Below are 15,530 nucleotides of genomic sequence, written 5' to 3'. Positions count from 1 at the left end.
CCGTCACGGCTCCGGCTGCATCGCCTCGCCCGAGATCCTTCATGTCCGACACCCTGGAAAGCGCAACGGCCGTTCCCCCGCGGGTGGAGGTGCGCCCGACGCTCGCCGCCAGCGCCGCCGTGTTCCGCGGCCCCCTCGTGCTGCTCGCCCGCCGCGCCGCCAATCCCGGCGCCGGGTTGTGGAGCCTGCCGGGCGGACGGGTGGAGCCGGGCGAGACGGTGGCCGAGGCCGCCGTGCGCGAGTTGATGGAAGAGGTTGGGGTCGAGGCCGAGATCGTCGGCCTCGCCGCCGCCCGCGACATCATCGTGCGCAACCGGGAGGGGGAGCTGAAGGCCCATTTCGTGGTGCTCGCCCACGCCGCCCGCTGGCGCGGCGGGGAGCCGAAGCCCGGCGCGGAAGCCGCCGAGGTCGGCTGGTTCCGGCCCAACGAGGTCGCCGCCCTCACCACCACCGAGGGGCTCGCCGAGGTGGTGGCCAAGGCCGCGCTCCTGATGGGCGAGATGTGAACCGCCGGTTGGCCCCCTTGACCGCGCGCGCCGCGCGCCGCAGGAGTGGCGGCGGAACCATGATGATGCGCGCGCTCGCCCTTCTCCTGACTGCCGGCCTCGTGCTCGCCGGCCCCGCCGCGTCCCGCGCCGCCGGGCCGACGGAAGGCGCGCCCCCGCCCTATGACGGCGACCTGATGCGCCTCGCGGAAATTCTCGGCGCCCTGCATTACCTGCGGCCCTTGTGCGGAGTCACCGCCGAGGCGCAGCGCTGGCGCAACGAGATGCAGGCGCTCATCGATACCGAGCAGCCCTCGGACGCCCGCCGCTCCAAGATCATCGCCAGTTTCAACCGGGGCTATTCTAGCTATGCCGAGGTCTATCGCAGCTGCACGCCGGCGGCGCACATGGCGGTGGATCGCCAGCTCGACGAGGGCGGGCGCCTCACTCACGAAATCGTGGTGAGGTATGGGGGGAATTGACCCCTTTCGTGTTAACCTTTTGGTCAGAACTCGCCTGAATCCCCCAGCGTGAAGTGCTAGATATCCGGTGCGCCGTTCGGTTCTGCGGCGTGGAGGCAGCCAAACGTGTCCACCTTGACCAACCCCGTCATCGACCTGCCCGAAATCTCGGACATGGCCGCCGATGACCGCCACGCCGCCTTGACCTATCTGAACGATGCGTGGGTCGAGGCCGTGCGCGAAGGGCTGGACGAGGACTGCCTGGTGCAGGCCGCGCTCTTCACCGCCCTGCGCAGCCTCGTCGCCACCTATGGCGAGGCCGCCAGCTCCGAATATATGGCGCGCGTCGCCGAGCGGGTCGCCGCCGGCGAATACACCGTGGTCAGCCGCTCGCACTGAGCGGCGCGGCGAGCCCCCCTCGCCGCTTCCATGATCGTCGCATTCCTCCCGCCGGGCGTTCTCGCGAACGTCCGGTTTTTTCTTGTGCGCCAGTGCCAAAAGAAAACCGGCGCCCCGAGGGACGCCGGCTTGGTCCTGGTTTCGCTTTCACCGCCGTCATCCCCCGGTTCATCCGGGGGATCCACGGTGCGGCCGGGCTGGATCTTCGTCCGTCCCACCGCTCCATCGGCCCGGTGGATGGCCCGGACGCGCCGGGCCATGACGGAGACGATGAAGGGCGCCTGAGACGTGCCCTCAGGCCGCGTCGCGCTTGTTCTGGCGGTTGCTGATGAGGTCTTCCACCACGCCGGGATCGGCCAGCGTCGAGGTGTCGCCGAGGCTGTCGAACTGATCTTCCGCGATCTTGCGCAGGATGCGGCGCATGATCTTGCCCGAGCGGGTCTTGGGCAGGCCCGGCGCGAACTGGATCAGGTCGGGCGAGGCGATGGGGCCGATTTCCCGGCGCACCCAGGCCACCAGCTCCTTGCGCAGCTCCTCGGTGGGCTCCTCGCCGTCCATCAGGGTGACATAGGCATAGATGCCCTGGCCCTTGATGTCGTGCGGGAAGCCGACCACGGCGGCCTCGGACACCTTCGGATGGGCGACGAGGGCGCTTTCCACCTCCGCCGTGCCCATGCGGTGGCCGGAGACGTTGATGACGTCGTCCACACGGCCGGTGATCCAGTAGAAGCCGTCCGCGTCGCGGCGGCAGCCGTCGCCGGTGAAGTACTTGCCGGGATAGGTCGCGAAGTAGGTCTGCTCGAAGCGCTCATGGTCGCCATAGACCGTGCGCATCTGGCCCGGCCACGAGTCGGCGATCACGAGGTTGCCCTCGCAGGCGCCTTCCAGCACGCCGCCCGCCGCATCCACCACTTCCGGCTGCACGCCGAAGAAGGGACGGGTGGCCGAGCCGGGCTTGAGCTTCGTCGCGCCGGGCAGGGGGGTGATGAGGATGCCGCCGGTCTCGGTCTGCCACCACGTATCGACGATGGGGCAGCGCTCCTCGCCGACCACGCGGTAGTACCACTCCCAGGCCTCCGGATTGATGGGCTCGCCCACCGAGCCGAGCAGGCGCAGGGAGGCGCGGGAGGTGCGCTTCACCGGCTCCTCGCCCGCCTGCATCAGCGAGCGGATGGCGGTGGGGGCGGTGTAGAAGATCGAGACCTGATGCTTGTCGATCACGTCCCAGAAGCGGGACACGCTCGGATAGTTCGGGATGCCCTCGAACATGAGCGTGGTGGCGCCGTTCGCGAGCGGGCCATAGACGATGTAGGAATGACCCGTCACCCAGCCCACGTCAGCGGTGCACCAGTAGATGTCGCCGGGGTGATAGTCGAACACGTACTGATGCGTCATGGACGCATAGACGAGATAGCCGCCGGTGGTGTGCAGCACGCCCTTCGGCTTGCCGGTGGAGCCGGAGGTGTAGAGGATGAACAGCGGATCTTCCGCATTCATCGGCTCGGCCGGGCATTCGTCCGTCACCATGGCGGCGGCTTCGTCGTAATAGACGTCGCGGCCGGGGGTCATGTCCACCTTGCCGCCGGTGCGGCGCACCACGATCACGTGGTCCACGCCGCCGTCGATCTGGTTCACGGCCGCGTCCACATTGGCCTTCAGCGGCACCTTGCGGCCGCCGCGCAGGCCCTCGTCGGCGGTGATGACGACCTTGGAGCCGCAATCGGCGATGCGCCCGCCGAGGCTGTCCGGCGAGAAGCCGCCGAACACGATGGAGTGAATGGCGCCGAGCCGCGCGCAGGCGAGCATGGCGAACGCCGCCTCGGGGATCATCGGCAGATAGATGGTGACGCGGTCGCCCTTCTCCACGCCGCGGTTGCGCAGCACGTTGGCGAGCTTGTTCACCTCGGAGGACAGCTCACGATAGGTGATCTTGCGGCTCTCGTCGGGGCTGTCGCCTTCCCAGATGATGGCCACCTGGTCGCCGCGGGTCTCGAGGTGCCGGTCCACGCAATTGTAGGCGACGTTTGTCACGCCGTCCTCGAACCACTTGATGGAGACGTGGCCCGGGTCATACGAAGTGTTCTTCACCTTCGTGTAGGGCGTGAACCAGTCGATCCTTTTGCCGTGCTCGCCCCAGAAGGCGTTCGGGTCGTTGACCGAGGCGGCATACATGGACTTGTAGTGCGCGTCGTCCACATAGGCTTTCTGGGCCCACTGGGACGGAACGTCATAGACCTTGTCGGACATTCTTCTGCCTCCCTCGCGCGGACCGCTTCGTCCGCTGTCCATCATTCACGGCGGTACCCGCCTTGGTTGGGGCGGATTATGCTGAGCGCCTCGACGCTTCACAAGGCACCGCCGGTCAAGACTTTGGGCTCATAGCCCTTGGTTGGTCCCCGGGGTGCGCACCGCCGTGGCGGCGCGCGATGCCGCAGCCGGCGCGGCTCCCGCGATCCGCCCGCCGGGCGTATAGACAAACGCCCGCGATGCGCCCGCAAAAAACGCCCCAGGAAACGCCCCGGCAAACGCCCGACAGGATACACCCGATGGACCTCTGGACCCGTCTTCTCGTCCTTCTTGCCGGCCTGTTCGGTGCGGCCGGTGTCGCGGCTGCGGCTGCTGCGGCCCATGTGGGCGGGGGCACCAACCTTGAGACCGCGTCGCACTTCCTGCTGTTCAACGCCGCGACGCTGGCGGCGCTGGTCGCTCTTGCCCTCCAGCTCACGCACGGGGGCGTGCTGCTGAAGGTGGGGGCCAGCGCCATCGCGCTCGGCACGCTTCTCTTTTCGGGCGATCTTGCCGCGCGGGCCTTGATGGACGTCAAGCTCCTGGGCGGGAGCGCGCCATTCGGCGGCAGCCTGATGATCCTGGGCTGGCTGATGGTGGCGGCGACCGCGCTGCTCGCCCGGCGGCACTGAGCCGGTCCAGCCTTACAGCCTGCGGGCGGCGACGCGGGCCTCGGCCCAGCTGATCAGGGCGTCGAGCCGATCGCCCCCGTCCAGCGCGAGGCTGACGGGCAGGTTCGCGATCTTCGCGCTGACCGTGAACGCGAAGCCGATCCGCACGAAGTCCTTCTGCGTCGTCACCAGCCGCGCGCCGAGGCGCCGCGCCTCCGCCGCGAGGTGGGCGATCTCGTCCGTCCGGTAGGGATGGTGGTCGGGGAAGGCGTGGCGCGCGACTACGTTGAGCCCTTCCGCCTCCAGCGTGGCGAAGAACTTCTCCGGCCGTCCGATGCCGGCGAAGGCGACGAGGGGCTTGCCCTTTAGCGCCGCGACGGCCGAGGGCTCCGGCGCGAGGTGCCCGTGCAGCACGGCCAGGTCCGCCGCGCGCGCCAGCCCGGCCACCGTCTCGCCCGGCGCGCCGTCGCCGATCAGCAGCAGCGCATCGGCCTTCTCGATCTGCGGAGCCAGCGGCGCGCGCAGCGGCCCGGACGGGGTGACGCAGCCGTTGCCCACGCCGACGCCGGCATCGATCACCAGCAGCGTGCAATCCTTGTGGAGGGAGGGGTTCTGGAAGCCGTCGTCCATCACCACATGGCTCGCGCCGGCCTTCACCGCCAGCCGCGCGCCACCCAGCCGGTCCCCGCCGGCGACGATGGTGGGCGCATGAATGGCGAGCAGCAGGGCTTCGTCCCCCACGTCCGCCGCGGTGTGGGAGGCCGGATCGACCCGAAGGGGGGCCTTGGCCTTGCCGCCATGGCCGCGCAGCAGGGCGAAGGGCTGCGCCCCGCGCGCCTTGAGCCGTTCGATGAGGGCGATGGCGGTGGGGGTCTTGCCCGCGCCGCCGACCGTGGGATTGCCGATGCAGATCACCGGCACGTCCACCATGCCGCCGGCCTCCCCGAGCCGGCGCAGCGCCACGCCGCCGATGACGGCGGCGACCGGAGAGAGCAGAGCGGCGGCAAGGCCCGGCCGGTCGCGCCACCAGAAGGCGGGCGCGCGCAGCATCAGCGGGCCTGCAGGCGGATGTGGACGAGATAGGGCTCGATGGCGACCAGCGTGCGGTCCAGCGCGCCGCCCAGCGAGGTCACGGCGGCGTGGGCCGCATCGGCCATCTCGCCGTGCAGCTGCGGGTCCTTGATGAGGGCATAGGCGGCGCGGGCGATGCCCAGCGCATCGGTGACTTCCGCCGCGCCTTCGTCGGCATCGAGCCGCTCGTAGATGTTGGCGAAGTTCCAGACATGGGGGCCGTGCAGCACCACCGCGCCGAGCTTCGCCGGCTCGATGGGGTTCTGCCCGCCATGCTCCACCAGCGAGCCGCCCATGAAGACCACCGGCGCCATGCGATAGAACAGGCCCAGCTCGCCGATGGTGTCGGCGATATAGATGTCGGTTTCCCGGTCCGGCACCTCGCCGAGGCTGCGCTGGCGGGTGGCGAGGTCCGCCGCCTGGGCGAGCGCCGCCACATCCAGCCCGCGCTCGGGATGGCGCGGGGCGATCACCGTCACCAGCTCCGGGATCTTGGAGGTGAGGATCTCGTGCGCCTCGATCATCAGCGCCTCCTCACCCTCATGGGTGGAGGCGGCGAGCAGGATCGGCCGCTTGCCGAGCGCCTTGTCGAGCCGCTGGAGTTCGGCCGTGTCGGCGGAGGGGGGCGGCACGTCGAATTTCAGGTTGCCGCAGACTTCCACCCGCGGCGTACCCAGCGCCCGGAAGCGCGCGCCGTCCTCCTCGCTCTGGGCGAGGCACAGGTCCACGCGGGAGAGCAGCGCCCGCGCGCTCTTGGGGAGCTTTTTCCAGCGGGTGGCGGAGCGTTCAGACAGCCGGCCATTGACCAGCACGACGGGCGTGCCGCGACGGCCCAGCTCCGCGAGCAGGTTCGGCCACAGTTCGGATTCGGCCAGCAGCACGAGGTCCGGCGACCAGTGGTCGAGGAAGCGGGCGACGAAGGCGCGGGCGTCCAGCGGCACGAACTGGTGGATGACGCCGGGCGGCGCCCGCCGCTCGGCCACGCGGCTGGAGGTGAGCGTGCCGGAGGTGAGCAGCACGCGGAAACCGCGCTGGCTCAGCCGCTCGATCAGCGGAAGGACGGAAATGACTTCGCCGACGCTGGCGCCATGCACCCACACCAGCGGGCCCGGGGGGCGCTCGGTGCTGGCATAGCCGCGCCGCTCGGCGAGGCGCGCCGGGTCTTCCTTACCCTTGCGGACGCGATAGGAAAGCCAGGCCGGCGCCAGCAGCGCCGCTACGGAACTCGCCCGCCGGTAGGCCCGGAGGGTGAGAGGCAGCTTGCGCCCCTTCATGTCGAGGCCTTCATCGACGAGAGGTCCGTGCGGCCAGCGCCTCGGCCCGGCGGGTCACGTCCTCGAGGCTGGCCTGCACCTGATCGCGGGCGGCGAGGAGGCCGGCCTCGTCCACGTCGCGGTCGACCCAGATCGGCGCACCGGCGACGGCGGCACCCTTCCCGAACGGCAGGTTCAGGCTGGCACGGTCCCAGCTCTTCAATGTGATGCGATTATGGGTCGCCATGGCGACGGGGATGATAGGGCGTCCCGAGTAGCGTGCAATGGTAACGACGCCCATGCCCACCTTGCGGGCGATCTTGGGCACGTCGGCGGTCATCGCCACATTGATGCCTTCCGCCAGGGTGTCCAGCATCTGGTAGGTGGCGGAGACCGCGCCCTTGCGGTGGAAGTCACGCTTGGACGTGGCGCCGGAGCCGCGAATGGTTCCGACGCCCAGCTTCTCGGCGGCGATGGCGTTGATCTCCGCATCCGCATGGCGGGAGATCAGCACCTTGGCCTTGTGGTGGGGCTTCATGGCGAACGGGGTGAGGAAATGCTGCCCGTGCCAGAAGGTGACGATCACCGGCAGGTGCTCGTCGATGGTGTCGAAGACGTCCGGGGGCTCGACGACGAAATCGGTCGTATGCGCCACCAGCTTGAAATAGGACGCAAACGTCGTTCCCGCTGCCACCTTGAAGGCGCGGTTTGTCCTCAGTCGCCGCCACATCTTATGGTTTGCCCACTGTTGTTGCGTCCCGCACCGGGTGAGGGACGAGGAACCCGATCTTCACCCGCCCTGAACCTTGCCGGTTTCCGGATCGAGGAGGCGGTGGAGGTGTACCACGAAATAGCGCATCATGGCGTTGTCCACCGTCTGCTGCGCCTTGGCCTTCCAGGCCGCTGTCGCGCTGGCATAGTCGGGATAAATGCCGACGATGTCGAGCTTGCTCAGATCCTTGAACTCGGCGCTGTCGATTGCGGTGAGCTCCCCGCCGAAAACCAGGTGGGGCAACTGCTTCTTCGTCTCGGTCATGGCGTATCCAATGCGGCTTTGAAAGAAACGGGTGCGCCCATCGCCTCGAGCGCGGCCTGGTGCAGCGGCGCACCGGCGCAGACGAGGGGGGCGTGGCTGGGAATGGGCGCATTGTAGCGCAGCGCCATGCCGTCGTGGCCGGTGAGGCGGCCCTGCGCCTCGGTGACGACGAGGTCGGCGGCGGCCAGATCCCAGTCATTGGAATTGCCGCCGGCGAAGGCGACGTCGATCTCGCCGGTGGCGACCCGCGCGAGGCGCAGCGCCAGCGAGCGGATGCGCGGCAGGCGCTCGATGGGGGCGGCGCGGGCGATGCGGTCGAGATCGGCCGGCGGGCCGGCGACCCGGGCTCCTTCCAGCCGCGCGCGGGAGGCGACGGCGAGGGCGCGGCCATTGTGGAAGGCACCGGCGCCGGCAATGGCGGTGAACATCTCGTCGGTGGCCGGGGCGAACAAGGCGGCGGCCACCGGCCGTCCCGCTTCCACCAGCGCCACGGACACCGCCCAGTCGCTGCCGGCCGCCATGAAGGCGCGGGTGCCGTCGATGGGGTCCACCACCCAGAGGCGCGAGGCGGAGAGGCGTGCGGGCGTATCGGCCGATTCCTCGGACAGCCAGCCGGCGGCGGGATCAAGCGCCGTCAGGTGCTGACGCAGGAAGGCGTCCACCGCCATGTCGGCCTCGGTGACGGGGGAATTGTTGCCCTTGGTCCAGGTCTTCACGCCGGCCGCGAACATGCCACGCGCCATCTCGCCGGCTTCGGCCACCGTATGGACCATACGGCGGGCGAAGGCGTCGTCGATGGCGAAACGGGGATGATCCCCGCCGCCGGCGCGCGTCGGTTCGGTGCTCATTGCCTGCCAAATAGGGGCGCGGGCGCCGCGAGGCAAGCCATCTCATGCTGCACCGCGTCAATCGGACCGCCCCGAAGGGTGTCCTTACGGCAGGAGAGGGAGGATGGTGTTGGGCAGAAGGGTGTCGAGGGCGAGGCCCACGAACAGGATCAGCCCGGCATCGCGATTCGACTTGAAGACGGCGAGGCAGCGCTCGGGATCGTCGATGTCGAGCCGGCGCACCTGCATCCACAGGTGAATGGCGAAGCCGATCAGTCCGAGATAGGCGAACGGCCCCACCGGCACCGACATGAGCGCCGCGGCGAACAGGAACACCACCAGCGCATAGCACAGCGACACGGCAAGGCCGGTGCTGCGCCCGAACAGGAGGGCGGTGGACCGCACGCCGACGATGGCGTCGTCCTCCTTGTCCTGATGGGCATAGATGGTGTCGTAGGCGAACACCCACAGCACCGAGCCGGCGAACAGCAGCAGGGCGGGATCGGCGATGGTGCGCATCACGCTCGCCCAGCCCATCAGCGCGCCCCAGGAGAAGGCGATGCCGAGAATGAGCTGCGGCACCGAGGTCACGCGCTTCATCAGCGGGTAAACGGCGACCACGCCGAGGGAGGCGATGCCGGTGACGATGGCGAAATGCGGCAGCGAGAGCAGCACCGCGAGGCCGACCAGGGCCTGAAAAACCAGAAACGCGAAGGCGGCGGGAACGCTCACCTGTCCGGATGCGACGGGGCGGCCGCGGGTGCGCGCCACCTGCCGGTCGATCTTGCGGTCGAGGATGTCGTTCCAGGTGCAGCCCGCCCCGCGCATGGCGACGGCGCCGATGGCGAACAGCACCAGCAGCTTGGGCGAGGGATAGGGATCGTCATTGGCGATGGCGGCGAGCGCCGTGGACCACCAGCAGGGCAGGAGCAGGAGCCACGACCCGATCGGACGGTCCATCCGCGCGAGTCGCAGGTATGGCCGCACCGGGCCAGGGGCCAGGCGCTCCACCCAGTTACCGCGCGGGGCATCGGCGATCGGCGGGGCGGCAGCCCCTTCGCGGGCACTCAATCCGGCGACCTCACTTCAGTGCGTTGCCGTTGAGGGTGCCGAAGACGCCAGTGTTCTTCCCCGCATCGATATTGTAGCCGGTGGTGATTCCGAGCGCGCTGGACATGGAGCCCTGCGGCGGCGGCTTGTTCGGCCCGCCCACGCCGGACGCGCCGTTGGCTGCGGCCTCGCAGACCCGGTTGCGGATGTCTACGGTCTTCTTGTTGGAGGCGGCGGCCTGATCGACGGCCTGCTGCGGGATCTGGCACCAGTCCTTGTTGTCGGTGAGGAACTTCACCCATTTCTGCTCGGCGGCGGCGAAGGCGCGGAACGCGGGGCAGAGCACCTGCGGGTCCTTCTCCTTCTTGTTCACCACCGCCTGCAGGGCCTTGCCCTTCTCCTCCAGTTCACCGCGAACCGACGCGACATCGGTCTGGCAATCCGCGAGCGCGACGCCGGCGGACAGCGCAGTTGCGACCAGAGTGGCCGAAATCGCGAGCGTGAACGTCTTCATGAGGCAGAGCCCCTCCTCATCGGGATCCTCTCGGACCGCAGGTTTGATATACAGACCCCCAACTTTGGGCAATATCACGGCGGAACGCGCGGAAAGCTACCACGCATTCCCTAACGGAGTGCATCGGCGCTTGACGGACCCCTTGCGCGTGGGTAATTTCGCGCAACTTTTGAAAGGGACAGCGCGGCCATGCGCAAGATCGTTATTCTTCTCGTAGGGTGGTGCGCCACTTTCCGTCCGGCCTGAGGGCTGTGACGAATGAAGTGGCGCGTGACGAGGGGCCTTCGGGCCCCTTCGTCGTTTCTGAGCCGGGGCGCCGGCGCGGAATTTCAGGATCGAGCCGGGCCGCAGGCCGGGTGGAGACAAGGATAAAAGTCCGGCGAAGCGCGCCGGCCGGGACCGGACGGTTCCCGCAGGGAGTTGCACCATGAGCAAGCAGATGACCGGCGCCGAGATGGTGATCCAGGCCTTCGCCGACCAGGGCGTCGAGCACATCTTCGGCTATCCGGGCGGCGCCGTGCTGCCGATCTACGATGCGCTGTTCCACCAGAACCACATCGAGCACATCCTCGTGCGCCACGAGCAGGCGGCGGTGCATTCGGCCGAGGGCTATGCCCGCTCCTCCGGCAAGGTCGGCGTCGTGCTCGTCACCTCCGGCCCCGGCGCCACCAATGCGGTCACCGGCCTCACCGACGCGCTGATGGATTCCATCCCGATCGTTTGCATCACCGGGCAGGTGGCGACCCACCTCATCGGCAACGACGCCTTCCAGGAATGCGACACGGTCGGCATCACCCGCCCCTGCACCAAGCACAATTACCTCGTGCGGGACGTGAACGACCTCGCGCGCGTGCTGCATGAGGCCTTCTATGTCGCCCAGAACGGCCGGCCCGGCCCGGTGGTGGTCGACATTCCGAAGGACGTGCAGTTCGCCACCGGCACCTATGTCGGCCGCGAGAACATCCAGCACAAGACCTACCGTCCGAAGCTCGACGCCGAGGCGCCGCAGATCGCGGCGGCGGTGGAGATGCTGGCCGGGGCGAAGCGGCCCATCTTCTACACCGGCGGCGGCGTCATCAATTCCGGTCCCGAGGCGAGCCGCATCCTGCGCGAGCTGGCGCGCCTCACCGGCGTGCCCGTCACCTCGACCCTCATGGGTCTCGGCGCCTTCCCGGCGGCCAACCGCCAGTGGCTGGGCATGCTGGGCATGCACGGCACCTATGAAGCCAACATGGCCATGCACGGCTGCGACGTGATGGTCTGCATCGGCGCGCGCTTCGACGACCGCATCACCGGCCGCCTCGACGCCTTCGCGCCGGGCTCCAAGAAGATCCACATCGACATCGACCCCTCGTCCATCAACAAGAACGTCAAGGTCGACCTGCCCATCATCGGCGACTGCACCCGCGTGCTCGCCGACATGCTCGCCGCCTGGAAGGCCCGCGACCTGTCCATCGACAAGGCGGCGCTGGATGCGTGGTGGACACAGATCGACCGCTGGCGGGGGCGCAACTGCCTCGCCTATCGGCAGTCGGACGAGATCATCAAGCCGCAATACGCCATCGAGCGGCTCTACAATCTCACCAAGGACAAGGACGTCTACATCTCCACCGAGGTGGGCCAGCACCAGATGTGGGCGGCGCAGTTCTTCCGCTTCGAGGAGCCGAACCGCTGGATGACCTCCGGCGGCCTCGGCACCATGGGCTACGGCCTGCCCGCCGCCATCGGCGCGCAGAAGGCGCACCCCGATGCCCTGTGCATCGACATCGCCGGCGAAGCCTCCATCCTCATGAACATGCAGGAGATGTCGACCGCCGTGCAGTTCGACCTGCCGGTGAAGATCTTCATCCTGAACAACAAGTACATGGGCATGGTGCGCCAGTGGCAGGAGCTGCTGCACGGCGCGCGCTACTCGCACTCCTATTCCGAGGCGCTGCCCGACTTCGTGAAGCTCGCCGACGCCTATGGCGGCGTGGGCATCCGCTGCGACAAGCCCTCTGATCTGGACGCCGCCATCGAGGAGATGATCGCCATCAAGCGGCCGGTGATCTTCGACTGCATCGTGGACCAGCAGGAAAACTGCTTCCCCATGATCCCCTCGGGCCGCGCCCATAACGAGATGATCCTCGGCGACATGGCCGTGGACCTCGACGAGGCCATCACCGACGAGGGCAAGATGCTGGTGTGAGGCGGGCCCTTTCGCTTCCTCCCCTCTCCCCTCGCGGGAGAGGGGCTGGGGGTGAGGGGGGGAGGCCGCCGGGTCGAAACGCCCGGCGCTGGCCAAGCTGAACCATACCCCTCACCCCGACCCTCTCCCGCAAGGGGAGAGGGAGCTTCTTCCCCCGCGCCCTCACGCCATTCCATCCGAGACACCCATGCCCAACTCTTCCGAGCCCATCGAGCGCCATACCCTCTCCGTCCTGGTCGACAACGAGCCGGGCGTGCTGGCGCGCGTCATCGGCCTGTTCTCCGGCCGCGGCTACAACATCGACAGCCTCACGGTGTCGGAGGTGAGCCATGAGGGGCACCTCTCGCGCATCACCATCGTCACCACCGGCACGCCCATGGTGATCGAGCAGATCAAGAACCAGCTCGACCGCCTCGTGCCCGTGCACCGGGTGCGCGACCTGACCGTGGAGGCCTCGGCGCTGGAGCGCGAGCTGGCCATGGTGAAGGTGCGCGGCGTGGGCGAGGCCCGTGGCGAGGCGCTGCGGCTCGCCGAGGCCTTCCGCGCCCGCGTCATTGATGCGACCCGCGAGAGCTTCGTGTTCGAGATCACCGGCAAGTCGGACAAGATCGACCAGTTCGCCTGGCTGATGGAGCCGCTCGGCCTCGTGGAGGTGGCGCGCACCGGCGTGGTGGCCATCTCCCGCGGCCCGGAGGCCATGTGAAATGGGCCACGTGAGGACCGCGGTCTGACCATGTGACCAATCGGAAACAGGCGTTCACCGGCAGCGGTGCCGGGCGAAACGCCTGTTTCCATTTGCCGCGATCCGGTGCAAAGGAGCCGCGGCCATCCCCCAATTCGAGATAACGCCCATAAGGAGACCACGATGCGCGTTTATTACGACAGCGACGCCGACCTGAACCTGATCAAGGGCAAGAAGGTCGCCGTCATCGGTTATGGCAGCCAGGGCCATGCCCATGCGCTCAACATGCGCGACTCGGGCGTGAATGATGTCATCATCGGCCTGCGTCCCGGCTCCGCCTCCGCCAAGAAGGCCGAGGCCGAGGGCTTCAAGGTGATGGCGCCCGCCGAAGCCGCCAAGATCGCCGACGTGGTGATGATGCTCACCCCCGACGAGCTGCAGGGTGACATCTATCGCGAGAGCCTCGCCGACAACATGAAGCACGGCGCGGCGCTGCTGTTCGCCCACGGCCTCAACGTGCACTTCAACCTCATCGAGCCCCGCAAGGACCTCGACGTGCTGATGGTCGCCCCCAAGGGCCCCGGCCACACCGTACGGTCCGAGTACCAGCGCGGCGGCGGCGTGCCGACCCTCATCGCCATCGCCCAGGACGCCTCGGGCAACGCCCATGACCTCGGCCTCTCCTACGCCTCCGCCATCGGCGGCGGCCGCGCCGGCGTCATCGAGACTACCTTCAAGGAAGAGTGCGAGACCGACCTCTTCGGCGAGCAGGTGGTGCTCTGCGGCGGCCTCGTGGAGCTGATCCGCGCCGGCTTCGAGACGCTGGTGGAAGCCGGCTACGCCCCCGAGATGGCCTATTTCGAGTGCCTCCACGAGGTGAAGCTGATCGTCGACCTCATCTATGAGGGCGGCATCGCCAACATGAACTACTCGATCTCCAACACCGCCGAATACGGCGAGTACGTCACCGGCCCCCGCATCATCACCGCCGAGACCAAGGCCGAGATGAAGCGCGTGCTGAACGACATCCAGTCCGGCAAGTTCACCCGCGACTGGATGCTGGAGAACAAGGTCAACCAGGCCTCCTTCAAGGCCACCCGCGCCCGCGTCAACGCCCATCCCATCGAGGAAGTTGGCGAGAAGCTGCGCGCCATGATGCCCTGGATCAAGGCCAAGGCTCTGGTCGACAAGTCCAAGAACTGATCCTCACGCGCTGAGGCAGGCCCCGGAGCGGCGAAGGCTGCTCCGGGGCTTTTTTATGGGCGGGGCTTGGTGGTGGCTATTTCCCGCCCGGCGTGCTCTCGCTCTCCACCGCGAATGCCATGAACCGGGCGATGCGCCAGAGGCCGTCGGGATCGCGGCGGAAGATGTCCATGCCCTCGTCGCGCGAAAGCGCATTGCCGCCCGGGCGCTCGGTGAGCACCCAGGTGAGGCGCGCCATGGCGAGGTCGCCGGACACCAGGATTTCGTGGATCTGGCAGACATAGGCGAGCTTGCCGCCGGATTTCGCCAGCGCCTTGGCGAGACGCGCGCAGACGGCGGCCTTGTCCCCCGCAGGGGCACCCCGCACATCGGATTTCAGATCGTCGGCGAACAGCTCGCAGGTGGCCGCGGCATCGCCCCGGTTGAACGCCTCGGTCCAGGCGGCAAGGCGGGCGCGGATGGCGGCTTCGGCGGCGCGGTCCGCCGCGGAACGATCCTCGGCATGGGCGAGGGCCGGCGCGAGCAGGAGAGCGAGGACAAGGACAGCGCGGCGCAGCATCTCGCAGGTCTCCGCGCCGGCGGGCGCGGAACGACTAGAGCACCGCCGCCCGCCAGCCGGCAACCGTCAGTCCACAATGCGCGCCTGGATGGTCAGGATGTCCCAGGCCGGCGCCTCCGGCGGGTTGGCGTAGACGGTGGTGAAGCTGCCCACGGTGCCGTCCGGCCCGACCGTGCGGCGGGGCTGGTCGCCGATCTCCGCGCCATGCACCTCGATCAGGATGGCGGGAGCGGTGGACGAGCCGTTGGCAATGGCGAGCCCGTCCCCGTCCTTGGGCGCGAAGGCATCCACCGCGCCCGCGCCGAGGCATTTCGAAGCCGCCCGTGCCACCGGCGGTGCGCCGTCCGGCAGCGCGAGACTCTGGCGCACGACCTCGCCGCGCAGCACGCCGGCCAGTTCCCAGACTGTCTGCTCGCTCACCGGCAGCGCGGCGCTGGGGGCGAGCACGGTGGCGATGACGGTGAAGCGGGTCATCTGGTCCGCATAGAGCTGGTATTGCCGGAACGGTGCGCCGTCGAGCTGCGCGAACACCTCCGGCAGCCAATCGTCCTGCGCCACCAGCCGGCCCATGAGGTCGCGACCGATCATCAGTATCTCGCGCGGATCGTCCGCCAGTTCCACCATGGACTGGATGTCCCAGCAAAAGCGACGCAGTGGCTCGGGTGGGGCGGCCGTCATCGCGCGGCCATCCCGAAGCTGGGGACCGCTGCGCGTCGTCTGCTTTGCGACACGCCGGGGGTGCGCCCTTGATGTGCGCAATCTCGTTGGAAAAACAATGGCATGGCCAGACCCGTCCAAGGCACGTCGCGCGTTCGGATCGCGCGATGGCGAGCGACGCAAGAATAGGGCCGGGGACTGTCCGGGACGCGTGAATACGACGCGCCGCGCGATCGGCAAACGCATCA

General features: G+C 68.6%; 17 protein-coding genes. 7 read left to right on the top strand and 10 right to left on the bottom strand.

The window, feature by feature from the left end; genetic code table 11:
- Positions 1–41: 41 nt before the first annotated feature.
- The 3 genes from EJ105_RS13020 to EJ105_RS13010 all read left to right on the top strand — a co-directional run bounded on the left by EJ105_RS13020 (position 42) and on the right by EJ105_RS13010 (position 1,345).
- The gene (locus tag EJ105_RS13020; protein WP_250166670.1) at positions 42–506 is read left to right on the top strand and encodes an NUDIX hydrolase; all 465 of its coding nucleotides are present in this window, start codon (positions 42–44) and stop codon (positions 504–506) included.
- Between the two features lie 59 nt (positions 507–565).
- Complete coding sequence (locus EJ105_RS13015) at positions 566–967, top strand: TIGR02301 family protein (protein ID WP_250166669.1); 402 nt, start codon at positions 566–568, stop codon at positions 965–967.
- Between the two features lie 105 nt (positions 968–1,072).
- Positions 1,073–1,345: a hypothetical protein gene (locus EJ105_RS13010; protein WP_024279661.1), complete on the top strand. Its 273-nt coding sequence runs from the start codon at positions 1,073–1,075 to the stop codon at positions 1,343–1,345.
- A gap of 294 nt (positions 1,346–1,639) precedes the next feature.
- Here the strand turns inward: EJ105_RS13010 and acs are convergent, their stop codons facing one another.
- Positions 1,640–3,592, bottom strand: coding sequence for an acetate--CoA ligase (acs, locus tag EJ105_RS13005; protein ID WP_250166668.1), 1,953 nt, complete (start codon positions 3,590–3,592; stop codon positions 1,640–1,642).
- A gap of 299 nt (positions 3,593–3,891) precedes the next feature.
- Here acs and EJ105_RS13000 point away from each other — a divergent pair, with 299 nt between their 5' ends.
- Positions 3,892–4,263: a DUF423 domain-containing protein gene (locus EJ105_RS13000; RefSeq protein WP_250166667.1), complete on the top strand. Its 372-nt coding sequence runs from the start codon at positions 3,892–3,894 to the stop codon at positions 4,261–4,263.
- Positions 4,264–4,275: 12 nt separating this feature from the next.
- On the opposite strand, the gene lpxK is transcribed toward EJ105_RS13000, so the two are convergent.
- The 7 genes from lpxK to EJ105_RS12965 form a co-directional block, all read right to left on the bottom strand.
- Positions 4,276–5,292: a tetraacyldisaccharide 4'-kinase gene (gene lpxK, locus EJ105_RS12995; RefSeq protein WP_250166666.1), complete on the bottom strand. Its 1,017-nt coding sequence runs from the start codon at positions 5,290–5,292 to the stop codon at positions 4,276–4,278.
- Entirely contained in the window at positions 5,292–6,587 is a 1,296-nt protein-coding gene (locus tag EJ105_RS12990) for a 3-deoxy-D-manno-octulosonic acid transferase (RefSeq protein ID WP_250166665.1), read from the bottom strand. Before EJ105_RS12990 ends, lpxK begins: the two co-directional genes overlap by 1 nt.
- 10 nt (positions 6,588–6,597) lie before the next feature.
- Entirely contained in the window at positions 6,598–7,296 is a 699-nt protein-coding gene (locus EJ105_RS12985; RefSeq protein WP_029557946.1) for a lysophospholipid acyltransferase family protein, read from the bottom strand.
- A 60-nt stretch (positions 7,297–7,356) separates the two neighbouring features.
- Entirely contained in the window at positions 7,357–7,602 is a 246-nt protein-coding gene (locus tag EJ105_RS12980) for a DUF4170 domain-containing protein (protein WP_024279655.1), read from the bottom strand.
- Entirely contained in the window at positions 7,599–8,450 is an 852-nt protein-coding gene (locus EJ105_RS12975) for a 3'(2'),5'-bisphosphate nucleotidase CysQ (protein ID WP_250166664.1), read from the bottom strand. The genes EJ105_RS12980 and EJ105_RS12975 overlap by 4 nt, the downstream gene beginning before the upstream one ends.
- Positions 8,451–8,534: 84 nt before the next feature.
- Positions 8,535–9,500 (bottom strand): 4-hydroxybenzoate octaprenyltransferase, encoded by a 966-nt coding sequence (gene ubiA / locus EJ105_RS12970; protein WP_029557948.1) that lies wholly within the window; start codon positions 9,498–9,500, stop codon positions 8,535–8,537.
- A 10-nt stretch (positions 9,501–9,510) separates the two neighbouring features.
- Positions 9,511–9,993, bottom strand: coding sequence for a hypothetical protein (locus EJ105_RS12965; protein WP_250166663.1), 483 nt, complete (start codon positions 9,991–9,993; stop codon positions 9,511–9,513).
- A 427-nt stretch (positions 9,994–10,420) separates the two neighbouring features.
- On the opposite strand from EJ105_RS12965, the gene EJ105_RS12960 reads away from it, so the two are divergent.
- The 3 genes from EJ105_RS12960 (at position 10,421) to ilvC (ending at position 14,066) form a co-directional block, all read left to right on the top strand.
- Positions 10,421–12,181, top strand: coding sequence for an acetolactate synthase 3 large subunit (locus EJ105_RS12960; RefSeq protein ID WP_029557950.1), 1,761 nt, complete (start codon positions 10,421–10,423; stop codon positions 12,179–12,181).
- A gap of 187 nt (positions 12,182–12,368) precedes the next feature.
- Positions 12,369–12,884, top strand: coding sequence for an acetolactate synthase small subunit (ilvN, locus tag EJ105_RS12955; protein ID WP_029557951.1), 516 nt, complete (start codon positions 12,369–12,371; stop codon positions 12,882–12,884).
- A gap of 162 nt (positions 12,885–13,046) precedes the next feature.
- Positions 13,047–14,066, top strand: a complete 1,020-nt coding sequence (gene ilvC, locus EJ105_RS12950; RefSeq protein WP_250166662.1) for a ketol-acid reductoisomerase — start codon at positions 13,047–13,049, stop codon at positions 14,064–14,066.
- Between the two features lie 76 nt (positions 14,067–14,142).
- Here the strand turns inward: ilvC and EJ105_RS12945 are convergent, their stop codons facing one another.
- Positions 14,143–14,625 (bottom strand): YybH family protein, encoded by a 483-nt coding sequence (locus EJ105_RS12945; protein ID WP_250166661.1) that lies wholly within the window; start codon positions 14,623–14,625, stop codon positions 14,143–14,145.
- Between the two features lie 66 nt (positions 14,626–14,691).
- Positions 14,692–15,303, bottom strand: a complete 612-nt coding sequence (locus tag EJ105_RS12940) for a cysteine dioxygenase family protein (protein ID WP_250166660.1) — start codon at positions 15,301–15,303, stop codon at positions 14,692–14,694.
- Positions 15,304–15,530 lie beyond the last annotated feature (227 nt).

Source organism: Xanthobacter aminoxidans (assembly GCF_023571765.1).
GTDB lineage: Bacteria > Pseudomonadota > Alphaproteobacteria > Rhizobiales > Xanthobacteraceae > Xanthobacter > Xanthobacter aminoxidans.
This window is presented reverse-complemented; position numbering and strand designations above follow the sequence as displayed.